This window comes from Vibrio sp. 2092 (genome assembly GCF_033339635.1).
Classification (GTDB): domain Bacteria; phylum Pseudomonadota; class Gammaproteobacteria; order Enterobacterales; family Vibrionaceae; genus Vibrio; species Vibrio alginolyticus.
In genome coordinates, this window is record NZ_JAWOUY010000004.1 from 146486 (window position 1) to 170157 (window position 23672).

The window sequence follows — 23672 nt, forward strand, 5'->3', positions numbered from 1 at the left end:
TTATGATGCTCTATACCGTTGCGGTGATCGTGGTGCTGCTGTTCGCACTAGCGACCCAAATGTTCAAGGTTTTGAGAGAATACGAACGTGGGGTTGTGTTCTTTCTTGGTCGATTTCAAGAAGTCAAAGGACCTGGTTTGATCATCCTTATCCCATTTATTCAGCAAATGGTGAGGGTTGATTTACGTACTGTCGTTTTGGATGTGCCGACACAAGATTTAATTACCAAAGATAACGTTTCTGTGCGCGTCAACGCGGTCGTTTATTTTCGCGTAGTCGATCCTCAAATGGCGATTAACAATATTGAAAGCTACAGCGATGCCACCAGTCAGTTAGCACAAACCACGCTGCGCTCGGTATTGGGTCAGCATGAACTCGATGAATTGCTATCAGAGCGAGAACGCCTCAATAAGGATTTACAATCCATTCTCGATCAACAAACTGATGACAGGGGAATCAAGATTGCTACGGTTGAAGTCAAACATGTTGATTTAAATGACAGCATGGTCAGAGCCCTAGCCCGTCAGGCAGAAGCAGAACGTAACCGTAGGGCGAAGATCATTCACGCTACTGGTGAGTTAGAGGCTTCAAATAAATTAAAAGAAGCAGCGCAAATGCTCAACGAAGCACCGAATGCACTGCAATTACGTTACATGCAGACACTCACTGAAATCACTACAGACAAAACATCCACTATTATTTTTCCAATGCCGATCAATCTTGTCGAAGCTGTCAGTGATATCGCCGAAGCGGTGAAAAAGAATAAAGAGACACAAGATAAGTAAGGTTCTGACCCTAGGAAGTAACGACCACTCACGTTACTTCCTTATTTGGAACTCGCTTTAAGGATGTGCCCATCTTCTTTATCACACTCTTGTTTCATTACTTCTAAGCCCGTTTTAAAGCATGTTCGCCAAGCGGTTTCAACATCGGTATCGTACCCGGAATCACACTGTCGAACCGTTTCTAACAAACTCTCAAGCCAAACATCAAAATCCTGCGGCTCTATACCAATTTCGGCACTTGCATGCTTTTTCCCATACTTTTCCACCATTTTGTGCGCTTCGGTCGAGGTATCTGCCATCATAAAAAATACGATAGACCCTCTAAGCATTCTCACTTGTTGGTGCATGTCTATACCGTCAAACTTCTGTCTAAAGTTGGCGCTTTTCGACCATAAATTTTTGTAGAACAAGTCGAAAAACTCCTGATCTGAAGTACAACGTTCATAGCTATCATTAAAAACTTCAATCACGTTCATGTTGCTTTCCCCTACGCCTCAATATGAGTTTAATTTAATATCAAATAAAAGCTTCCAAATAAGGACTTTTAAGTTTCAAATCGATCAACTCACATCGATTTTCAACAAAAAGTAAAAAGTGATTTAAATAAACACCCTCTTATCAATGAAAAAATATCCATTATCATGAACCCATATTCGAGGTACGCATGGTTGTCGATGCTAGTGCATCCTCATCTGTCATCACATAAAGAGGATATAAACGTGTCCCATCAAATCATTACCGATCTAAATAACCGTTACACTGCAAAAAAATATGATGAAACCAAGCGCGTTTCTCAAGAAGACATGGCGATAATCAAAGAAGCACTGCGTTTGTCGGCGTCTTCTATCAACTCACAACCATGGAAATTCATCGTTATTGAAAGTGATGAAGCGAAGCAACGTTTCCACAATACGTTTGCAAATATGCACCAGTTTAACCAACCACACGCGAAAGCCGCATCACATACGATTCTGTTTGCTTACGATCCTAAATTTACTAAAGAGAAATTTGCGAAACGTGTGGATGCAGAAGTAACATCTGGCCACTTGCCAGCGGAGATGTACAACAACTTTATGGGTGCTTACGCTTTTGCCGATGCAAATACGGACGAAAATGGCTTCAACGGAAACTGGACAAAAGCACAAGTCTATTTGGCACTAGGCAACCTACTACACACATTGGCACGACTAGGCATTGATTCAACACCGATGGAAGGTGTCGATCCGGCTCTGATTGGAGAAGAGTTTAAAGAAGAGCTCGAGGGCCATATTTGTGAAGTTGCGCTGGCGATTGGCTACCATAAAGATGGGGAAGATTATAATCATGGTCTTCCAAAAGCGCGCCTTGCAATGGATGACGTAATTACGACTCTATAGTCGACCATTGTCTTAGCTTAGCGACTTAAATCATTGTTCAAACTAAAAAGAGCCGCACTAATGTGCGGCTCTTTTTTACTTGGTTCTGCGTCAACTTTACGCAACTTGCTCTGACTTAAAATTACCAAGCAATGCATCGTAAAGCTCATTGTCGCTTAACACACCAACCAGCTTATTATCTTCAACCATAAGCAGAGGCTGATTGCTGCGCTGTTTAAGTTCAATCGCTTCTCGCATACTGATTTCTGGACTAACCTGAACCAGAGAGTTTTCATTAACTTCGTCAAGGTTCGAAGAATCGCTCTTCCATTGAATCAACGATTTACCTTTATCCGCTAAACTTAACCCCTTGCTCTCTTGTATCACCCAAATATCTTTATCAGGGCAAATCAGAACACGCGTATCTTCGCGAACCAAATCGTCACGCATTAAGGAACGTCCCTTCAGCACATTTAATGGATTAGTGTGAGCAACAAAGTCCGCCACATAATCGTTTTCTGGAGCAAGAATGATCTGTTCTGGCTTGCCATGTTGAATCAGCTTTCCTGATTCCATAATGGCGATGTTGTTGCCGATTTTAAGCGCCTCATCCAAGTCGTGACTCACAAAAAGAATGGTTTTGTTTAGCTTTTCTTGAAGCAGAATCAATTCATCTTGAAGCTGAGCACGAATCAATGGATCAAGTGCTGAAAACGGTTCATCCATTAACAAGATATCAGTGTCCATCGCAAACGCTCGCGCTAGGCCAACACGCTGCTGCATACCACCAGAAAGCTCGTGCGGGAATTTGGTTTCCCACTCAGATAAACCGACCATTTCGAGCTGTTCACGCGCCTTTTTACGACGCTCCGCTTTACCAATGCCTTGCATCTCTAGACCAAACGCTACATTGTCTAACACCGTTAACCAAGGCATCAATGCAAACTTCTGAAACACCATGGACACGCGGTGCGTACGAAGGTGGCGCAGTTTCTGTTCGTCACAGTTAGAGAGCTCAACCATGTCGTCGCCGTCTTTAATTTTCAGAGAGCCACGAGAAATATCGTTCAATCCGTTAACCGTTCGCAGCAAACTTGATTTACCCGAGCCTGAAAGCCCCATCAAGACACAGATCTCACCCTGTTTCACGTTCAGCGAAACATTATCAACCCCAACCACTTGGCCAGTTTCATCAATGATTTCTTGTCGAGACTTCCCTTGATCTAGTAGTGCTAGCGCCTGTGCTTGTTGCTGACCAAAAACGACATCAAGATTTTTAATAGTAATAGCGTCCATGATTATGCCTCCTTCTGGTTTGGTGCTTTACACAAGCGATCAAGAATGATGGCAACGAGTACAATCGCTAAACCAGCTTCAAAACCTTGCGAGATGTTTACCGTATTCAGTGCGCGTACGACTGGTTTACCAAGTCCATCAGCACCAACAAGCGCCGCAATGACTACCATAGACAGAGACAACATAATGCACTGCGTAACGCCAGCCATAATACTTGGCAATGCCGCAGGTAACTCCACCTTAAACAGTAGCTTCATGCGGCTGGCACCAAATGCTTTACCCGCTTCAAGTAGCTCCTCCGGCACTTTAATAATGCCGAGGTACGTCAATCGAATGGGTGCAGCGATAGCGAAAATGATGGTCGAGATTAGACCAGGGACAATACCTAAGCCAAACAGAACCAAGGTTGGAATTAGGTAAACGAATGTCGGTACGGTCTGCATTAAATCGAGTATTGGCCGCAACAAGGTGTATAACCAAGGACGGTGCGCCGCCATAATGCCCAACGGCACGCCAATTAATACGGAAATCGTTGTCGCTGCAAACACAAGGACAAAGGTTTCCAGCATTTCTTGCCAGTAACCAAGGTTGAGAATTGCGAGTAAGGCCAACACGATAAATACGACAAGAGGAATGCTGCGATGTAAGAACCAAGCAATTGCCGCCGTCATAATGATTGGCGCTGCAGGTGGCATCCATTTAAAAATGTCCACCACGAAAAGAATGATCGTTTCAAGTGTAATAGAGATTGCATCGAAAAAACCCGATGCATTGATGGTTAACCAATCGACGCCAGTTTCCATCCATTGGCCCAACGGTAGTTTGTTGTCCGTAATAAAATTCAAAATAAAACCTTTGTGTTAATGAAGCGGGCAAAACTGCCCACTTTCTTTTAAAAAAACGAGCTCAAATACTGCTTATTAAGCGTTTGTTTTTAAGTAGTTTGTAATAGCTGTTAGCGCATCTTGGCCATCCACCGTTTTCACGCCTTCTAGCCACGCTACAATTTGCTCTTGGTTTGCATTCAACCATGCTTGCGCTGCTTTTGATGGCTTCTGTTTCTGGTTAAGAATCGCTTCCATCAGTTCATTTTCCATTTCTAGGTTAAACTCTAGATTTTTCACTAGCTGACCTACATTTGGACACTCAGCGAGGTAATTTTTACGTACGTTTGTGTAGACGTTCGCGCCGCCGTAGTTAGGACCGAAGAAGTCATCACCACCCGCTAGATATTCCATTTCAACGTTACTATTCATTGGGTGCGGCGCCCAACCTAGGTACACAATCCATTGATTGCGGCGTGCGGCACGTGATACTTGAGACACCATGCCAGCTTCACTGGACTCAACTAGGCTGAAATCTTTTAGGCCGAATGCGTTGCTATCAATCATTGACTGAATTAAGCGGTTGCCATCGTTTCCTGGTTCAATGCCGTAAATGCGGTCTTTAAATTTGTCGGCATGTTTTACTAGGTCAGCGAAGTTGGTTACGCCTGCGTCATAAACGTATTTTGGAACCGCTAGCGTGTACTTTGCGCCAACGAGGTTCGCGCGTACGGTTTCAACAGTACCTGCATCACGGTATTTCGCGATATCACCTTCCATCGTTGGCATCCAGTTACCTAGGAAAATGTCGATATCGCCATTAGCCATAGAGGAGTAAGTTACAGGCACAGACAGAAGATCGGTCTTCGTTTTGTACCCCAACCCTTTAAGTAACTCTGATGTAACGGCAGTGGTCGCTGTGATGTCAGTCCAACCTACATCTGCGAAACGAACCGTTTCACATTGGTTGGCGTAAGCGCCTGTTGCTAAAGTACTTAGTGCAATTGTTGAGAAGATTTTTGTCATCTTAGACATGTTGAATTCCTTGTAATGATTACTGACTTTTTCATTTTATGAGATCGAATCGAGATCTCTTTTTGGCGGATGCATTCGTTGCATCTCTTGCCAGTCCGGTGCAATCCAAACTGGTACGTTGTTCGACGTTTCTAGGGCGTTATCCAAAATCATATCCGCGGCGCGTTCTGCCACCATAATCGTTGGCGCATTTAAATTACCGTTCGGAATGGTTGGGAAAATAGAAGAGTCCACCACACGCAAGCCTTGAATACCGCGTACTTGGCATCGCTCATTTAAGACGGCTAATGGGTCATTATCTGCGCCCATTTTGCAGGTACAAGATGGATGGTAAGCACTCTCGACGTTTTGCTTCACCCATTCATCAATCTGTTCATCCGTTGTGATGTTCAGACCGGGTTGGATCTCATCCCCACGAAACTCATCCATGGCTGGCTGATTGAGGATCTCGCGAGTAAGGCGAATACAATCCCGCCAATCCTGCTTATCTTGTTCAGTGGAAATGTAGTTAAACTCAATCTTCGGCTTATCATTCGGATTCGCAGAGACAACTTCGACCGACCCGCGACTTTCTGGCTTGTTAGGTCCAACGTGCACTTGGAAACCATGACCATCAAAAGCAGCTTGCCCGTCATAACGCATTGCCGCTGGCAAGAAGTGATATTGAATATTTGGCCACTTTAGCCCTTCTCGAGAGCGGATAAACGCACACGATTCAAAGTGGTTAGTAGCACCAAGGCCTTTGCGAGTTAATATCCACTCAGTGCCAATCAAGCCCTTGCTCACCAAACCTAATTTGCTGTTGAGCGTGATAGGTTGCTTACAGTGATATTGGAAGTACACTTCTAAGTGATCTTGCAGGTTTTTACCTACCCCCTCCAACGAGTGTTTCACCTCAATGCCCGCTTTTTCTAATACTGCCTTAGGGCCAATGCCTGAAAGCTGCAACAGCTGAACGGAGCCAACCGAACCCGCACTCGAAATCACTTCATTATTCGCAAAACATTGCTGAATTGAACCTGACTTTTCAAATTCAACGCCTACCGCTTTCTTTCCTTCTGAACCAGTTTCTTCTAATAAAACTCGATGAACCGTCACCCTCTTCATTAGGGTGAAGTTTTTGCGTTTTTTAGCGCGGCTTAAGTATGCATTAGAGGTCGAAGCGCGTACGCCTTTGTCGACGGTCATATGCATTGGGCCAAAGCCCTCTTGCTGATAACCGTTGTAATCTTTTGTTTCTGGGTAGCCCGCTTCTTTGCCTGCATCAATAAAAGCTTGGTACAGTGGATTGAGCTTCATATCGTTGCCGTTACATGTGCCGACTGGACCGTGATCGCCCCGATATTCATCAGCACCACCAATCCAAGACTCTGCTTTACGGAAATAAGGCAAACACGACTGATAATTCCAGCCTTTCGCGCCTTCCTCTTCCCACTGGTCAAAGTCACAAGCGTGTCCGCGAACGTAAACCATGCCGTTGATAGATGAGCTACCGCCCAGAACTTTTCCGCGAGGGCAATGAAGTTGACGGCCATCCAACCCTTGCTCTTCAACCGTCTCAAACTGCCACGCGTATTTTTCAGTGTTCATCGGGTAAGAAAGCGCTGTTGGCATTTGGATAAAAATACTTTTATCCGACCCACCCGCTTCGAGTAAAAGGACCGAATTTTGACCACTTTCACTTAAGCGATCCGCTAACACACAGCCGGCCGAACCCGCACCGACGATGATGTAATCGTAGTGTTGTTGCATTTTTATTCTCCTAGGAGTTAATACTAATCACCGTAGATAAGTGAACGAAATTAGCGTAGGAAAAATGCTTGAGAACAAGGCGGAAATTTTGATAAGTAGTTAACCTACAATCAAAATTGACAACGTAGTTATCGAGCATTTTAACAAGCTAAAGTGGTCAGTTATCTACTACGATTGGTATCATTTGTAAGGGCTTTCGAAGTCGCTTAGCTGAACAAGAACACTCTTCGTTTGTGTGTAGTGCTTAAGGGTTTCGACTCCGTTTTCACGGCCAACACCTGATTGCTTGTAGCCGCCAACTGGCATTTCCGCAGGTGAGTCACCCCATGTGTTCACCCAACAAATACCCGCTTGAATTTGATGGATCACACGGTGCGCACGAGATAGGTTTTGAGTAAATACACCTGCCGCTAAGCCATAATCGGTGCCATTTGCACGCGCAATCACTTCCGACTCATCGCGGAATTTCAGGACTGACATTACCGGGCCAAAGATTTCTTGTTGAACGTGGCTCATGTCATCATCGCAATCGACAAATACGGTTGGAGCAACAAAGTTACCATTAGCTAGACCATTGTCTGTTACTTTGTAGCCGCCAGTCAGTAACGTCGCGCCACTCGCTTTCGCGGCTTCAATCGCTCCTAAAACTTTCGATTCATGATCTTTAGAGATTAGCGCGCCAATCTGCGTGTTCTCATCAAGCGGATCGCCGACGACTAACAGCTCGGTTCGGGCTTTAAGTTGTGCGATAAAGTCATCATAAATACCTTCATGGACAAATACGCGTGTACCGTGCGTACAAACTTCACCTTGGGTGTAGAAGTTCGCCACCATGGCCGCAGAAACGGCATCGTTTAACTTCGCATCATCAAAAATAATCAGCGGAGACTTACCACCAAGCTCCATCGTTACTTGTTTTAGTGTCTTAGCGCTGTCACTCATGACGACTTTACCGGTGCCTGACTCACCCGTGAATGACACTTTTGCGATATCAGGATGCGCCGTTAGCATCTGTCCTACTCGGTAATCCCCTTGCACGACATTAAATACGCCATCTGGCATGCCCGCTTCTGAATAAATTTCGGCGAGCTTAAGCGCCGTTAATGGTGTTTCTTCTGATGGCTTGAAGATCATTGCGTTGCCCGCAGCCAGTGCTGGCGCCGATTTCCACATCGCAATTTGAATTGGATAATTCCAAGCACCAATACCGGCGCAAATGCCCAATGGCTCACGACGTGTATAGAAAAACTGATCGTCGCTGAGTGGCTGCTGTTCACCTTGTAGACTTGGAGCAAGTCCCGCATAGTACTCAAGAACATCGGCACCTGTTGTGACATCAACCGCGATAGCTTCTTGAATTGGCTTACCAGTATCTGCCACTTCCAATGCAGCCAACTCGTCATTACGCTCACGTAAAATGGCAACGGCTTTGTGTAAAATACGGCTGCGCTCAATCGCAGTCATCGCCGACCATGCAGCAAAACCTTTTTTTGCCGATTCAATCGCTGCTTGAAGATCGTCTTGGTTCGCTTGTTTAATATTGGCCAATGGCTCACCATTCGCCGGATTGTAAGTGGTGAAGTGTTCATCTGAACACCCGTCGTACATCGCACCATTGATATAGTGTGCTTTCATTTCCATTTTGAAGACCTGTAACTTTTATATTTTTTCAGAATAAAACGTAAGTTGTTTTTCGAGATAATCGTTGATGATGATTCTCGCTCTTTCTGCATCAATGCCGTGCGGGTTGAGCGTTCCGCGCAGCCAAATTCCATCAATAAGTGATGCAATACCATGAGCAACCAATTCAGCCTGCTCTGCATTTAATAATGCTTTGAGTTCTTTTCTTAGATGGGACAATAGACGTCGTTCGTTGACACGCTGCAAACGCTTGAGCTGCTCGTCATGCATTGAGTACGACCAAAACGCCAGCCAAGTCTTAGCAACTTGGTTTTCTGCCTGATAGCCGACAAAGTTACCATCAATGATGGCGTTAATTCTTTGGTGATGAGCATCACTTGGCAGCTCACGTAACTTCTGTGTGATAGTGGACGAAAGCTGACGCAAGATTTCGCGCATCGTTTCCTCCAGCAATCCGTGCTTACCACCGAAATAGTGGTTGATAATCCCCGTTGATACACCGGCTTCTTTGCTGATTAACGAAATACTCGCCGCGTGTAAACCGACTCTATCAATCACTGACATTGTCGCTTTCACAAGCTGCGGTTTTCTGATTTCAGGCATCCCCACCTTTGGCATTTTGCGTCCCTGTTATTTTTAATTGAACGGTTAGTTAAATATAAAATGCCTGAAAATTAATTCGAACTCAAATTATTTTTAAAGAAAAATGTTAGTAAAAAAGGATGAAAAGTTGAGGGTGTACGAAAAATTGCTCGGTAAGAACTTGTCGGGATAACTAGATTTCAGTTTAAGAACAAACAAATAAAGCAATTAAAATCAAGCACTTAAATGTAGATCCATTTTTAAAACGATGATGAACGAGTTGATTTTTGAACAACAAAAATCTGTGCCACAAAAAAATTATATCGACCACTAATCATTTCACCTGTACATGGTTTGTTTGTACAAAGAATAGACACACTAGTTTGTTATAGTTTTGTAGACACAAGTGGCATTCGCACTTTGAAGGTGAAGGAGGCAAAAAGAGAGGTTATATTGAACGCCATGAATATGCGATTCGATATCCTTAAGCCATTTTTAAGTAATATCGCCAAGTGACTTTAAGATTTTAGATTCAGCGTTTTATATTCGAAGCAAGGATCTCAAAGTCACTTGGCTATCAAAGTAAATGGGAGGGATAAGTTCAGATTCATCGTGCGATGAGCCTGAACTTTTGATTTCTGTTACGCTAGCGAGCGACCTTTCACGCAGTTGCGTCCGTTCGCTTTCGCTTGATAAAGCAATTTATCGGCCTGATCGCAAAGTGATTTAAAGCTCATCTCATTATCTTCAGTGGTAACGACTCCAAAACTACAGGTCACTCTCACTTCTTCTTTCTGTTCCGTAACAAAGCAATGTAGGGATAAAGCGCTACGTAAACGTTCGGCAGTAATAAGGGCGTTTTCATGGTCTGTATTGGGCATAACAACAACAAACTCTTCACCACCAAAGCGAGCAACAATGTCGTTCTCACGTACAGTTTCCTCCAACACTTTGGCAACGCCCGTTAGTACGGTATCTCCAAACACATGCCCATAGGTATCATTTACCTGCTTGAAATAATCCACATCGATTAACGCTAAAGTTACTGGCCCCGATTGTGGTTTATTTGGCACCATTTTCTGTTTATCGAGTTTGCTATCTACCCATTTATTTAAAGCTAGATAACCGTACTTAACTTGCTCGACTTGCTCAAAAACAAAGTGTTGTATTTTTTCTTGCTTAGATTGAGGTACCGGTTTCTCTTTTCGCTCACGCCTCACTTCTACTGGCTTAGTGAACCAGTCCTCTAAAAAACCGCGATTGAACAACCCTGTCAATGTGTCTGTCTTTGCGAGGCGACGCATTCTCAAACGCGAGCGATTGACGACGAGAAATACTACCGCCATCAAAAATAGAACACCGATGAGCGCAAGTAGCGCTTCACCCAATAAGTAAAAAGTACGACGGTTATTTTCTAGCTCCATACGCTGCAAAACATTGTTCCAGTTGAGATCTTCGTTCTCATATTCAAGTCGTTCCAACTCAAATAACGTCTGCTGGCGCTCAAGATTTTCAACTTCTCTTTGATTGCTAAATTGGATAAATTTATCGTGATAGTTACCGTAAGTTTCGAATGCTAGTTTAAAGTCATTGCTTCCCGCATAGGCCATAGCGGCGACTTTTAGTAGCTCCATTTGCTGTTGCTTGACGTATCGACTCTCTATAATCTCCGGCAGCATTGGTGCGATCATCGCTAAAAGTATTTCAAATTGCTGCTGCTCTAACATATATTCGGCTTGTAACAACTTAAATGTTGCCAAATACGCGCTAGACGTTTCTCTGTACTGTAAATTCTCCGCCAGCTTCAAGTGGTTAACCATCTTCTTTTCTTGTTTCGTCTCGCGATATAAAGCTGCAAGTTCAAGGTTAACTCGAAATCTAAAGCGTCCATCACCGATAATTTGAGCCAGCTTTAACGCTCGCTGATATGACGCTATCGCCTCTTCGTATTGGAACTGTGCTTTATGAAGTTTCGCTATCGTCAAAACGCTCAACAACTCATTGAACGACATACGCCTATCCCTAAAATAGCGATATGCTTGTTCCAAAAGCGCCTCAGATCGGTCGTAACCCTGAATTTTGACAAGTACGTCACCTAGCTCTAGTGCTGCACGTTCGACCAGCCCGTGAACACCTGAAGATTCAGCCGCATCCATGGACGACATAAGTGCAGCATAGGATTTTTTAAACTCACCTTGCTCATCGTAATAGCGTCCTTTTAGCAACAGGATTTCTGATTCAAGTTGCTTATCACCATTCTCACGCGATGTTTCCAACAAGCTATCCAACGCAGAAAGCGCGGTATCGATATCGCTCTTTCCAACCATAGTTCGCATCTGAATCAACTTAAACAGGAGATACTCATGGCTCTGTGGACGCACAAGCTCCAATCCTTTTTGAACGACACTCTGACTCTCTTCTACGCGCCCTAGCAGCTCTAAAACCGTGGCCTTGGCAAGCCAGTAACGCACCAACAGCGCTGTTGGTTGGTTTTGTAGTAAAGACTCTTCTTCTAACGCTTCAATCAAAGCTAAAGAACTCTGAGGTAATGCGTAAATTTGATTTTCGATGCCTTCTAACGACTGTAAAAACTTACCTTCCTGTTCCACCTTTTCTGTGGAGGCCTGAACAGAAAAACACAGACACCCCAATAATAGCGGCATCGTCCTAAGCGAATGAAATAGTGACATTATTGCTCTTCCCTAATGGGTAGTTACTTCAGTGTAATTGAGAATTCTGATTATTTATTATTAAGACAACTGAAGGTTATTCAGTCAGCCTCATATTCCCATGTATTTTGCGCTGAATAATAAATCACCATCTTTAGATGCCGAAATAGTTTTCGGTTACAATATGACCAATAAGAATGTTTTTTACACACCAAGAATGACGATCTCGTTAGTGAGACAAAAGATCGTCTTAGTTGTGAGTTGATACATTTACATGACAAGCAATATAGAACTAACCATTCACATTAGAAATAGAATCCATTTTTATACCGTTCGATGAGATAGCAGTCGACCATGCATCCAATACATTTTTCAGATAGAAGCAATAAAAGAAAGGAGAAAATGGAAGGAAGCGGACAATCAAACTCGCTCCCCTTTTTTATGTTGCAGAAGGGGTTACATTCGCATTCCGCCATCGACTTCGAACACTCTTCCGGTCACGAATTCGTTGGTTAACACGTATTTTATGGTCGATGAAATTTCATCCGCCAAACCTAAACGTCCAACCGGAATCATTCCGATTAAACGTTCCATCGCTTCAGGTTTTATTTGGTCTGTCATGGCAGTTTTGATGACACCCGGAGCAATCGCCACTGAGCGAATTCCGAAACGCCCTAACTCTTTCGCCCACACCGTTGCCATGGTGGCTACCGCCGCTTTAGATGCTGAATAGTTGGTTTGACCAATATTCCCGGCACGCGCAACGCTGGATATGTTGATCAGAACCCCTTTGCTATCGGTGTTCAGCATTACCTTGCTCGCTTCACGGCCACACAGGAAAGTGCCTGTTACATTCACATCTAGAACAGACTGAAATTGTTCCAGCGACATCGTGTTAACCTGACCATCTTTGACTTTAATGAACATACCATCACGCATAATACCTGCGTTATTGATAACGCCATTGAGCTGCTTGAAATCTGCCTCAATTTGCTCAAAAGCAGTGCACACCTGCTGTTCGTCAGTCACGTTCGTCACATAAAAACGAGCGGTAACGCCGAGAGATTCACATTCCGCTTTCGTTTCAGCCAGTTGATCTGAATTGAGGTCGATAAGCGCAAGATGAACGCCATTTTCCGCCAGTGACAGTGCCATTTGTTTACCCAGCCCCTGCCCTGCCCCCGTGATCGCAATGACCTTATTTGCTAACTCCATAAGCGCTCCTTAGGCCTGATTTTGCTTTTGATAGAACTCAAACAAGCTTGAAAAATCTTTTTGCCCGTTGCCCTGACCGTTGTGAAAATTAAACAGATTACGAGCCAAGCTGCCCATTGGCGTTGATGTTTGACTGGCAACCGCCGCTTCCATCGCAAGACCCAGATCTTTAGCCATTAACTGGCTCATAAAGCCGCCTTGATAACCATTGCTTGCAGGCGTATTTTCCATCACACCTGGACAAGGGTTATAAAGCTCTAGCGCCCAGTTACGCCCTGAACTTTGCAACATGATGTCGGAAAGCACTTTGGGATCGAGTCCGTTTTCCATCCCTAAATTGAGTGCTTCACAGGTGCCGCTCATCAAAATGCCCAACATCATGTTATTGCAGATCTTCGCCACCTGACCAGCTCCAGCATCGCCCGCATGGAAGATGTTTTTACCCATGTGGCTAAGCACCGCTTTGGCTTGAACAAAGTTCTCTTGTGAGCCGCCAACAATGAAAGTTAACGTACCTGCTGCTGCGCCCGCAACGCCACCAGATACTGGTGCATCAACAAAACTGATACCAAGTTGCGATGCTTTTTCGCCAACCAAACGAGCAGTCGCCGGATCGATGGTGGATGAATCAATCAGCAAGGTGCCTGATTCGACGCTATCTAAGATGCCATCTTGACCAAGATAAACGCTTTGAACGTGTTGGCTCGCTGGCAGCATAGTGACAACCACCTCCACACCTTGTACTGCCTGCTGAACGGAATCGGCACTTGAAGCGCCCAATGCGGTCAACTCCTCAACTGCGCTTGGGTTCAAATCAAATACTTCGACATTCAAGCCCGCTTTGAGTAGATTCTTAGCCATAGGCGCACCCATGTTACCAAGGCCAATAAATGCAATTTTGTCCATATCGTATTTCTTCCTTGTACTAAAGTGCCGCTATAGCTACCGACGATGCGGTCAGTGGGTATTCTGCTGAGTCAATTGGCGAGAAGAAGCGCTCCAAAACTTGTGGCGTTACGTCAGAAACCGTGCGATGTTGCCAAGTCGGTTGATTGGTTTTATCAATAATCAGCGCACGAACCCCTTCTCTAAAATCACCTTCTAAGCCACAACGTAGTGTTAGGTTAAATTCCATATCAAAACACGCTTTCAAAGAGAGGCTTTGATACTGCGTTAACTGCTGATAAGTGATACTGAGCGACAACGGACTGCCATAGTTCAGTGACTTCTGCGCATTGACGAACCACTTGTTATCAACGCTAGCACGGCTGATTGCATCAACAATTGACGCTAAGTCACCCGAACATAACTGCTCAATCAATTCCGCATAGGGCATCAACATCCCTTCGGTTGGCTCGTCCACGTGTACCGAACGCAGCGTAGTGGCGATTTTTTCGTTGATGTTCGCTTCACCTTTCCAACTTACCGATGCAAGCAGATCCAGCAGCACTTGCTTGTTTTCTGGCTGTGCAATCCATTGGCTTAACCCCAACGCTTTCATATCTGTTGCGTTAATTTGACAAGCAGTCAAACTTAAGAACAGTGCCAAATGTTTTGGCAACTGGTTTAGGAAGTACGTCGCACCTACATCTGGGTAAAGGCCAATTTTAATCTCTGGCATTGCAAAGCGTGTGGTCGTTTCTGCAACGCGATGGCTGGCACCCATAAATAAGCCCACACCGCCGCCCATCAAATAACCATGTCCCCACGCGATGATCGGTTTTGGATAAGTATGAATAAGATGATCACAGCGATATTCGAGGTCAAAGAAGGTTTCCATCGCTGAAAACGCAGAATCAAAATCTTGCTCTTTGTTTTCAAGTGCACGATAGATCGCTTGAATATCTCCGCCAGCACAAAACGCTTTTTCACCTTGAGCATGCAAGAATACCGCGACGACGCTGTCGTCCGTTTGCCATTCACTAAGCTGTTTGTACAACTTCTCAATCATCACGTAACTCAACGCGTTGAGAGCAGCTGGATTATCAAGCTCTAGCACACCAATAATAGAGCCATCAGCGCACTTAAGTTTTGAAACATTTACTGTACCTGTCATTTGGCCTCCGCTAGCTGTTTGTCCATTGTGGCTTGCGCTTTTGCAAGAACGCATTCACACCCTCAGTCTGATCGTGTGTATTGAACAGCTGTAAAAACAGTTCACGCTCTAAAACCAATCCAGCTGCGTGAGTTTGGCTGCGTCGACCTTGAATTAGCGTTTTGCACGCAGACACAGATTTCGGTGATTGACCTGCAACACGCTGTGCTAGCTCCATAGCCGCTTCGAGTGCTTGACCTTTCGCCACCACCTCTTCGACTAACCCAATTTTTTCCGCTCGCTCGGCCGTCACACGCTCGCCACACAGGATCATACGCTTCGCCCAACCTTCACCTACCAACGCGGTCAGGTTTTGCGTCCCGCCCGCACACGGCAACAAGCCTACCGATGCTTCAGGAAGTGCCATTTGTACTTGTTCTTCTGCGATGCGAATGTCACACGCCATCGCCACTTCCAGACCGCCGCCCATCGCGTAACCATTAATCGCTGCGATAGAAACCCCATCGAATGCAGAAAGCGCTTCAAACGCTTCACCAAATGCGAACGCCATGTTTGCTGCTTGTGATTTATCACCCGATGCAAAGTTATTAAGATCTGCTCCAGCAGAAAAGAATTTCTCGCCTTCGCCTGTTAAAACCAACGCATAAATAGAGCGATCATTACTAAGTTCAATTGCCAACTCTTTTAGCTGATTCAAAGATTCAAGCGTCCAGGTGTTTGCTGGCGGGTTACTAATCGTGAGCTTGGCAATATGCGCTTCGCGCTCTAATTTGATTTGTGCCGTCATAATCTTTCAGTCCTTTTTAATTTCTTTAGGTAAGGCTGTGTCTCGCTGACTAAAGCAGCTCAACGCCTTCCGTTAGTAATCGTCTTGCGACGATCAGACGCATGATTTCGTTGGTACCTTCAAGAATTTGGTGAACACGAACGTCTCGGAAATGGCGCTCGACTGGATATTCTTTTATGTAGCCATAGCCACCGTGAATTTGCAGCGCCTGATCGCAGACTTTAAAGCCCACATCAGTAGCAAAGCGTTTTGCCATGGCACAGTACGCACTTTTTTCTGCGTGCTGGGCATCGAGTTTAGCGGCAGCGAGTCGCACCATTTGACGCGCAGCGACCAGCTCAGTCGCCATATCAGCAAGCTTGAACTGCAACGCTTGAAATTGCGCCAGTGAACGGCCGAACTGTTTGCGTTCGTTCATATATTGCTTGGCTTCGTTCAGTGCTTGTTGCGCAGTACCGACGGAACAAGTAGCGATATTGATTCGACCACCATCAAGGCCAAGCATGGCGAACTTAAAGCCTTCTCCCTCTTCACCCAACAGATAGTCAGCCGGAATGCGGACATTTTCGAAGGTAATCATGCGAGTTGGCTGGCAGTTCCAACCCATTTTGGCTTCTTTTTTACCGTAGCTAATGCCTTCGCAATCAGCAGGAACAACGAATGCAGAAACGCCACCCGCTCCTTCACCACACGAACGCGCCATCACGACCAATACATCTGTATCACCGGCACCCGAGATAAACACTTTTGCGCCATTGAGGACAAACTCATCGCCATCACGCACTGCGCTAGTCGTTAGAGAAGCGGCGTCAGAGCCGGCATTAGGTTCGGTTAAACAGTAGGAAGCGAGCTTTTCACCCGAAATTAGATCCGCGCTAAATTGCTGCGCCACTTCGGCTTTGGCAAAGCTGGTGATCATCCACGTCGCCATGTTGTGAATGGTCATAAACGCAGTAGTCGCGGTACAACCCATAGCCAACTGCTCGAAAATGATCGCCGCATCCAAACGAGATAACCCTAAGCCACCATGCTCTGGCGGCGTATAGATGCTCAGAAAACCAAGTTCACCTGCTTGACGCAGTACGTCTTTAGGGAAATGATGGTTTTCATCCCACTCGGCCGCATGAGGCGCTAACATTTGGTCTGCAAACTGCTTTGCTACTTCGGCAAACGCGAGTTGATCTTCGTTTAATTCAAAATCCATCTTGAAGTCCTAAGGTCTAATTCGTTGCATTTGTATCCGAGCCAAGCCCACTTAAACGGTGGCGCTTGGCTAGAGGTGTCGCTAATCCAGTAATTAGCTAAGTTGAATGGTCATGTTTGGACCGCTTGGAATGTCATCTTCAAACCAACGCGCGGTGACAGTTTTCGTCTCGGTGTAGAAGCGAACCGCTTGTTTACCGTAAGCATGCAGGTCGCCGTAGAAGCTGCCTTTCCACCCAGTAAACGAGAAGAACGGCAATGGCACCGGAATCGGTACGTTGATGCCTACGTTACCTACTTCGATATTGTGTTGATACTTTCTCGCGGCAGCGCCGTTCGCCGTGAAAATAGACGTACCATTACCAAAGCGGTTTGCATTGATCAGTTCAATCGCTTCATCTAGGTCATCCACTTCCATAGTTAACAGTACAGGCCCGAAAATTTCTTCCTGATAAATCGACATGTCTGTGGTCACGTTGGTAAACAGTGTTGGCCCCACCCAGTTACCGTTCGGGAAGCCAGGTACTTGGCAATCTGTCCCGTCCAGAACACAATTCGCGCCTGACGCTTTGCCTTCATTAATCAGATTCACCACTCGCTGCTTCGCTTGAGGGCTAATCAGTGGACCATAACCGGCGGTTTCATCATCCCACGCGCCAGGCTGAACCTGAGCTAACGCCTCTTTAAGCTCTGGAATCCATTCTTTGGTTTCGCCGACAAATACGGCAACCGAAATCGCCATACAGCGTTGGCCTGCAGCACCAACTGACGCGCCAACTAGGTTATTGATGACTTGCTGTTTGTTTGCATCCGGCATGATGACCATGTGGTTCTTAGCACCTGCAAATGACTGCACGCGTTTCAGGTTGTCTGTACCTGTTTTGTAGATGTACTCACCAACGGGCACAGAGCCAACAAAAGAGATCGCACGAACAACTGGATCAGTCAGAATGCGGTCGACTTGCTCTTTGGTCCCGTGAACAACTTGCAATACGCCTTTTGGTGCGCCAGCTTGTTCAAACAGCTCCGCCAGTTTCATTGCCGTTAGTGGCACTTGCTCTGACGGCTTCAAAATAAAGGTGTTGCCACAAGCGATCGCCATCGGGAACATCCACAATGGGATCATCGCAGGGAAGTTAAACGGTGTAATGCCAGCACAAACGCCGAGCGGTTGAATGTAAGAGTAACCATCAATATTGGTCGCGACGTTCTCAACCGTTTCGCCCATCATTGAGCTACAAATGTTTGCAGCTTGCTCTACCACTTCAATTCCGCGCCAAATGTCACCCTTTGCATCCGCGAGGGTTTTGCCTGTCTCACTTGAAAGCAGTATCGCCAACTCATCGTGTTGCTCTTTTAGCAGATGTTGGTAACGCAACATCAATCTAGCACGCTCCGGCGCTGCAACTTCTTTCCAGCGTTTGAACGTTTCTGTTGCGCTGGTAATCGCCGCATTCATTTCCGATTCCGTGGCACAAGGTACTTGTGCAATCACTTCGTTGGTTGCCGGGTTAGTTACATCTAGCCATTGTTTTGAATCGGAGATGGCAAATTCACCACCGATATACTGCTTTACTTGTTCTGTCATGATGACATCCTTGTATTTTTCAGCTTGTTACTGACTACTGTTATGTAAGTGAAACTTTGTTGAGAGTGATTTAGCAGATTTCAATCGCGATAGCGGTAGCTTCGCCGCCGCCAATACAAAGCGATGCAACGCCACGCTTACCACCAGTTTGTTTTAGCGCATGAATCAAAGTGACAAGGATTCGATTGCCACTTGCGCCTATTGGATGCCCCAGCGCACAAGCCCCTCCGCGAGGGTTCACTTTGCTCTCGTCCAGTTCGAGAGCTTTCACCGCGTATTGAGTCACGACAGCAAAAGCTTCATTGATTTCCCAAAGTTCCACGTCTGATTTGTCCCAGCCCGTTTTTTCCAGCAGCGATTCAATCGCGAAGACTGGTGCGATGGTGAACTCATCAGGCTGTCTTGCATGCGTGCTGTACGCGACAATTTTGGCTAGAGGCTGAAGGTTTTCCTGACGACCAAACTCACTATCGACTAAGATCATTGCCGACGCACCATCCGAAATGGAACTAGAGTTTGCTGCGGTTACGCCGCCATCTTTGGCAAACGCAGGGCGTAAGGTAGGAATTTTAGTGACGTCGAGTTTGCTCGGTTGCTCATCATCTACAACCAAGGTTTCGCCGCGCCGACTTTTTACGTTAACAGGCACGATCTCTTCTTTGAACAAACCTTGTTCGATTGCTTGCTGCGCACGAGTCACCGACTGCTGCGCCCAGGCATCCATACTTTCACGGCTAAACTGATACTTTTGCGCCGTCTGTTCTGCAAAGACACCCATCAGCTCGCCTTGGTAGGCATCCTGCAACCCGTCATAAAACATGTGATCAAGCACTTGCTCGTGACCTAAACGGAAACCATCACGCGCTTTCTTTAATAGATAAGGAGAAGACGACATGTTTTCCATGCCACCAGCGATGACAGCATGCGCATTGCCAGATTGAATAAGGTCATATGCCAGCATGACGGTTTTCATACCCGAACCACAAACTTTGTTCAGTGTCGTACAACCAATCGATTGTGGCATTTCAGCTTTAAGACTTGCTTGTCTTGCAGGCGCTTGCCCCACACCGGCGGTTAAAACGCATCCCATCAACACTTCGTCTATTTTGTGCACATCGAGTTGGCTTTCGGCTAGCGCCCCTTGAATGGCTTTCGCACCGAGTTCCGTGACATCTGTTGAAGCTAATGCACCTTGAAAAGAGCCGATAGGCGTTCGCTTAGCGGCAACAATCCATGTTTCATTTTTCATTCCATTAACCTTTTGTTGACGTTTACGTCATAACTATACTAACATTTACGTTAACGTCAAGTTTGAGGTTATTGTTTGTTCGAGTGATTCTTTGATTTCGAGTAAATGCGAGTGATATCAAGGCTCAAGAGTGGATGTTGTTTGTTTACTTTAACGTTAACGAATTGTATATTCATGTGAATGTTATACGAAAGTCGTAAGGTTAAGGAATGAACACATTTAAGATCAGCGAGCTCGCGAAAGAGTTCGACATTACTACTCGAAGCATTCGCTTCTACGAAGATTTAGGTCTCCTAACTCCAGAACGTAAAGGCAACACTCGAATCTACAATGGTCGCGATCGAATTAGACTAAAACTGATTTTGCGAGGTAAGCGATTGGGCTTTTCTCTTGCAGATATCAAAGAGTTATTTGAACTCTACGATACCGATCAAAGTACTGAGCAGTTGAACTATATGATTCGGTTGATCGAAGAGAAGAAGGCAGCATTGCAACAGCAAGCAAACGACATTCAAGCGGTAATGATGGAGTTAAATGCTGCGCAGTTGCGATGCCAAAACACACTGAGATCCATGAAAGGCGAAAAAGTCACCTAACACCTCAACTCTGGGATGTAGGTGACGTAAAGGCAAGGACACGCAATGAAATCTACCTACTCTTCCCTGAACTTTGTTTATGACGAAAATACCGATTTGCTTCGCGAGCAAATCAATAGTTTTGCTGCAAGAGAAATTGCGCCGCTAGCGCAATCTATCGACCAAACTAACGACTTTCCAAACCATCTTTGGTCCAAATTAGGTGACATGGGTCTTTTAGGTGTGACCACCAGCGAAGAGTTTGGTGGTGCAGGCATGGGCTATCTCGCCCACGTTATCGCTATGGAAGAAATAAGCCGAGCATCCGCTTCGGTTGCGTTAAGTTACGGCGCTCACTCCAACCTTTGCGTCAACCAAATCCACCGTAACGGCACACAAGCGCAAAAAGAGAAATACCTACCTAAGCTCATCTCCGGTGAACATATCGGCGCCCTTGCTATGAGTGAACCCGGCGCCGGCTCTGATGTGGTCTCTATGCAGCTTAAAGCCGAACGTAAAGGCGATATTTTCCTATTAAATGGCAACAAAATGTGGATCACCAACGGCCCTGATGCACACACCTATGTTGTCTACGCAAAAACCGACCCAAGCCAGCACTCCAAAGGCATCACGGCGTTTATTGTGGAACGCGGATTCCCTGGATTTACTCAAGCACAAAAACTCGACAAGTTGGGCATGCGCGGCTCGAATACGTGTGAGCTGGTCTTCCAAAACTGCGAGGTCCCTGCGGAGAATATTCTCGGCGAAGAAAACCAAGGCGTGAAAGTATTGATGAGCGGCCTCGACTACGAACGTGTGGTGCTTGCAGGCGGCCCACTTGGCATCATGCAGGCGTGTATGGATATCGTTGTGCCTTACATTCACGACCGTAAACAGTTCGGTAAATCCATCGGTGAATTCCAGCTAGTTCAAGCAAAAATCGCGGATATGTACACACAAATGAATGCCGCTAAAGCGTATGTTTACGCCGTCGCTGCCGCTTGTGATCGCGGTGAAACCACACGTAAAGATTCTGCTGGCGCGATCCTCTACAGCGCAGAGCTGGCAACCAAGATGGCACTGGATGCGATTCAACTACTTGGCGGTAACGGCTACATCAACGAGTTTGATACGGGCCGTTTGTTGCGAGATGCCAAGCTGTATGAAATCGGTGCGGGCACGTCAGAAATTCGCCGCATGCTTATTGGTCGCGAATTGTTTAACGAAAGCGCCTAATCATCATACCTAGGCGGTTCGAACTCGAAACAACTTCCTTATTCAATCTAAATCTTATTCAACCTAAATAAAGACGGGTGGTGACACCCGTCTACCGAATGGAGCTCGGCTATTTATGGCTTGTTTGACGACCAATATTAATACCCATTCAGAGCAGTATCAGGAAAACTACCGCTCTATGGCTTCACTTGTAGATCAACTTTATACCGTGACTGCCCAAATAGAAGATGGTGGCGGTGAGAAAGCCCGCGAGCATCAGCAGAAGAAAGGCAAACTTCCGGTACGTGAGCGCATTCTTGCCCTACTCGACCCTGGTTCGTCCTTTCTAGAAATTGGTCAATTTGCTGGCTGGGATGTGTATCCAGATTACGTTCCATGTGCTGGAGTGGTTGCAGGTGTGGGTGTGATTGACGGCACTGAGTGCATGATCGTCGCGAACGACGTGACGGTAAAAGGCGGCAGTTACTACCCACTCACCGTGAAAAAGCACTTAAGAGCACAAGAAATTGCAGAAAAATGCCAACTGCCGTGTGTTTACTTAGTCGACTCTGGCGGTGCTAACCTCCCCCGCCAAGATGAAGTCTTCCCAGATAAAGACCATTTTGGCCGTATTTTCTACAACCAAGCCCGTATGTCGGCCAAAGGCATTCCACAAATTGCGGTGGTCATGGGGCTATGTACCGCTGGCGGCGCTTATGTCCCTGCCATGTGCGACGTATCCATCATAGTCAAAGAACAAGGCACGATTTTTTTGGCAGGTCCACCTCTTGTAAAAGCAGCGACAGGTGAAGAAGTCAGTGCGGAAGATCTTGGTGGCGCAGACGTTCATTGTCGCACCTCTGGTGTGGCGGACTATTACGCAGAAAATGATCACCACGCGTTAGAGTTGGCAAGACAAGCCGTTTCTCAAATTAACCACTTGAAACCCGTTCAACTCAAGCAAAAAGCACCACAGGAACCACATTTTCCTGCCCAAGAGCTGTACGGCATCGTCGGGACCGATCTCAAAAAGCCGTTTGATGTTAAAGAGGTCATTGCCCGAATTGTTGATGATTCCCAGTTCGATGAATTTAAAGCCTTGTTCGGCGAAACCTTGGTCTGTGGCTTTGCCCATATTCACGGTATGCCGATTGGCATTGTCGCTAACAACGGCATTCTATTTTCGGAATCAGCACAAAAAGGCGCGCATTTTATTGAGCTGTGCGCACAACGCAAAATTCCTCTGCTCTTCTTGCAGAACATCACGGGCTTTATGGTCGGTCAGAAGTACGAAGCCGAAGGCATCGCCAAACATGGTGCGAAAATGGTAACTGCTGTTGCGTGTGCAGACGTGCCGAAGTTTACCGTGGTTATTGGTGGATCGTATGGCGCAGGAAACTACGGCATGTGTGGCCGCGCTTATGATCCAACCATGATGTGGATGTGGCCAAACGCGCGCATCTCCGTCATGGGTGGAGAGCAAGCGGCTGGCGTGATGGCGCAAGTGACCCGCGATATCAAAACTCGCAAAGGTGAAAGCTGGAGCGTAGAGGAAGAAGAAGCGTTCAAACGTCCAATTGCGGAGCAATATCAGACTCAAAGCCATGCATACTACGCCAGTGCACGCCTGTGGGACGACGGCATTATTGACCCTGCGAAAACCCGTGATGTTGTCGGCATTGCTCTGTCTGCTGCGCTTAATGCGCCAATACCAGACAGTAAATTTGGCATCTTCCGCATGTAGCCGGATGCAAGGCAAACCTTAACTCCTCGCGAATACCGATGTTTAAAAAGTAATGGTTAGCGAGCATTGAAATACAGACTGAAATGTCAGACAAAGGAAGT

General features: G+C 46.0%; 20 protein-coding genes. 5 read left to right on the forward strand and 15 right to left on the reverse strand.

Going from position 1 to position 23672, the window contains the following annotated elements; genetic code table 11:
* The first annotated feature begins 2 nt into the window (after positions 1–2).
* Positions 3–785: a slipin family protein gene (locus tag R7P80_RS09340; RefSeq protein WP_225491571.1), complete on the forward strand. Its 783-nt coding sequence runs from the start codon at positions 3–5 to the stop codon at positions 783–785.
* Between the two features lie 41 nt (positions 786–826).
* Here R7P80_RS09340 and R7P80_RS09345 read toward each other — a convergent pair whose 3' ends face one another.
* The gene (locus R7P80_RS09345) at positions 827–1261 is read right to left on the reverse strand and encodes a globin (protein WP_053349193.1); all 435 of its coding nucleotides are present in this window, start codon (positions 1259–1261) and stop codon (positions 827–829) included.
* Between the two features lie 243 nt (positions 1262–1504).
* On the opposite strand from R7P80_RS09345, the gene R7P80_RS09350 reads away from it, so the two are divergent.
* The gene (locus R7P80_RS09350) at positions 1505–2161 is read left to right on the forward strand and encodes an NAD(P)H-dependent oxidoreductase (protein ID WP_042523604.1); all 657 of its coding nucleotides are present in this window, start codon (positions 1505–1507) and stop codon (positions 2159–2161) included.
* Positions 2162–2257: 96 nt separating this feature from the next.
* Here the strand turns inward: R7P80_RS09350 and choV are convergent, their stop codons facing one another.
* The 14 genes from choV to R7P80_RS09420 form a co-directional block, all read right to left on the reverse strand.
* Positions 2258–3436, reverse strand: coding sequence for a choline ABC transporter ATP-binding protein (choV, locus tag R7P80_RS09355; RefSeq protein WP_017633664.1), 1179 nt, complete (start codon positions 3434–3436; stop codon positions 2258–2260).
* A 2-nt stretch (positions 3437–3438) separates the two neighbouring features.
* Positions 3439–4281 (reverse strand): choline ABC transporter permease subunit, encoded by an 843-nt coding sequence (gene choW / locus R7P80_RS09360; protein WP_005392552.1) that lies wholly within the window; start codon positions 4279–4281, stop codon positions 3439–3441.
* 75 nt (positions 4282–4356) lie between these two features.
* Positions 4357–5295, reverse strand: coding sequence for a choline ABC transporter substrate-binding protein (locus R7P80_RS09365; RefSeq protein WP_225491570.1), 939 nt, complete (start codon positions 5293–5295; stop codon positions 4357–4359).
* A 36-nt stretch (positions 5296–5331) separates the two neighbouring features.
* Positions 5332–7047, reverse strand: coding sequence for a choline dehydrogenase (betA, locus tag R7P80_RS09370; RefSeq protein WP_005382647.1), 1716 nt, complete (start codon positions 7045–7047; stop codon positions 5332–5334).
* A gap of 180 nt (positions 7048–7227) precedes the next feature.
* Positions 7228–8688, reverse strand: a complete 1461-nt coding sequence (gene betB, locus R7P80_RS09375) for a betaine-aldehyde dehydrogenase (protein ID WP_025767886.1) — start codon at positions 8686–8688, stop codon at positions 7228–7230.
* Positions 8689–8706: 18 nt separating this feature from the next.
* Positions 8707–9306 (reverse strand): transcriptional regulator BetI, encoded by a 600-nt coding sequence (gene betI / locus R7P80_RS09380; RefSeq protein ID WP_031778820.1) that lies wholly within the window; start codon positions 9304–9306, stop codon positions 8707–8709.
* A 605-nt stretch (positions 9307–9911) separates the two neighbouring features.
* Positions 9912–11933 carry a tetratricopeptide repeat-containing diguanylate cyclase gene (locus tag R7P80_RS09385; protein ID WP_005373215.1) on the reverse strand — a complete coding sequence of 674 codons (2022 nt, stop codon included), beginning with the start codon at positions 11931–11933 and terminating at the stop codon, positions 9912–9914.
* A gap of 462 nt (positions 11934–12395) precedes the next feature.
* Positions 12396–13154 (reverse strand): SDR family oxidoreductase, encoded by a 759-nt coding sequence (locus R7P80_RS09390; RefSeq protein WP_005373217.1) that lies wholly within the window; start codon positions 13152–13154, stop codon positions 12396–12398.
* 9 nt (positions 13155–13163) lie between these two features.
* The gene (gene mmsB / locus R7P80_RS09395) at positions 13164–14060 is read right to left on the reverse strand and encodes a 3-hydroxyisobutyrate dehydrogenase (RefSeq protein WP_005373220.1); all 897 of its coding nucleotides are present in this window, start codon (positions 14058–14060) and stop codon (positions 13164–13166) included.
* Positions 14061–14079: 19 nt separating this feature from the next.
* A complete protein-coding gene (locus R7P80_RS09400; RefSeq protein ID WP_005373222.1) occupies positions 14080–15210 on the reverse strand; it encodes an enoyl-CoA hydratase/isomerase family protein in 1131 nt (376 codons plus the stop codon).
* A 10-nt stretch (positions 15211–15220) separates the two neighbouring features.
* The gene (locus R7P80_RS09405; RefSeq protein WP_005373224.1) at positions 15221–15997 is read right to left on the reverse strand and encodes an enoyl-CoA hydratase; all 777 of its coding nucleotides are present in this window, start codon (positions 15995–15997) and stop codon (positions 15221–15223) included.
* A 49-nt stretch (positions 15998–16046) separates the two neighbouring features.
* Positions 16047–17201 carry an acyl-CoA dehydrogenase family protein gene (locus tag R7P80_RS09410; RefSeq protein WP_005373226.1) on the reverse strand — a complete coding sequence of 385 codons (1155 nt, stop codon included), beginning with the start codon at positions 17199–17201 and terminating at the stop codon, positions 16047–16049.
* A 93-nt stretch (positions 17202–17294) separates the two neighbouring features.
* A complete protein-coding gene (locus R7P80_RS09415; protein ID WP_005373229.1) occupies positions 17295–18788 on the reverse strand; it encodes a CoA-acylating methylmalonate-semialdehyde dehydrogenase in 1494 nt (497 codons plus the stop codon).
* Between the two features lie 70 nt (positions 18789–18858).
* On the reverse strand, positions 18859–20037 hold the full coding sequence (locus R7P80_RS09420; protein ID WP_005373232.1) for a thiolase family protein: 1179 nt from the start codon (positions 20035–20037) through the stop codon (positions 18859–18861).
* Between the two features lie 209 nt (positions 20038–20246).
* Between R7P80_RS09420 and R7P80_RS09425 the strand changes: the two genes are divergently transcribed.
* The 3 genes from R7P80_RS09425 to R7P80_RS09435 all read left to right on the forward strand — a co-directional run bounded on the left by R7P80_RS09425 (position 20247) and on the right by R7P80_RS09435 (position 23571).
* Entirely contained in the window at positions 20247–20633 is a 387-nt protein-coding gene (locus R7P80_RS09425; RefSeq protein WP_005373242.1) for a MerR family transcriptional regulator, read from the forward strand.
* 45 nt (positions 20634–20678) lie between these two features.
* Positions 20679–21848: an isovaleryl-CoA dehydrogenase gene (locus R7P80_RS09430; protein ID WP_005373245.1), complete on the forward strand. Its 1170-nt coding sequence runs from the start codon at positions 20679–20681 to the stop codon at positions 21846–21848.
* Positions 21849–21963: 115 nt separating this feature from the next.
* Entirely contained in the window at positions 21964–23571 is a 1608-nt protein-coding gene (locus tag R7P80_RS09435; RefSeq protein ID WP_005373247.1) for a carboxyl transferase domain-containing protein, read from the forward strand.
* Positions 23572–23672 lie beyond the last annotated feature (101 nt).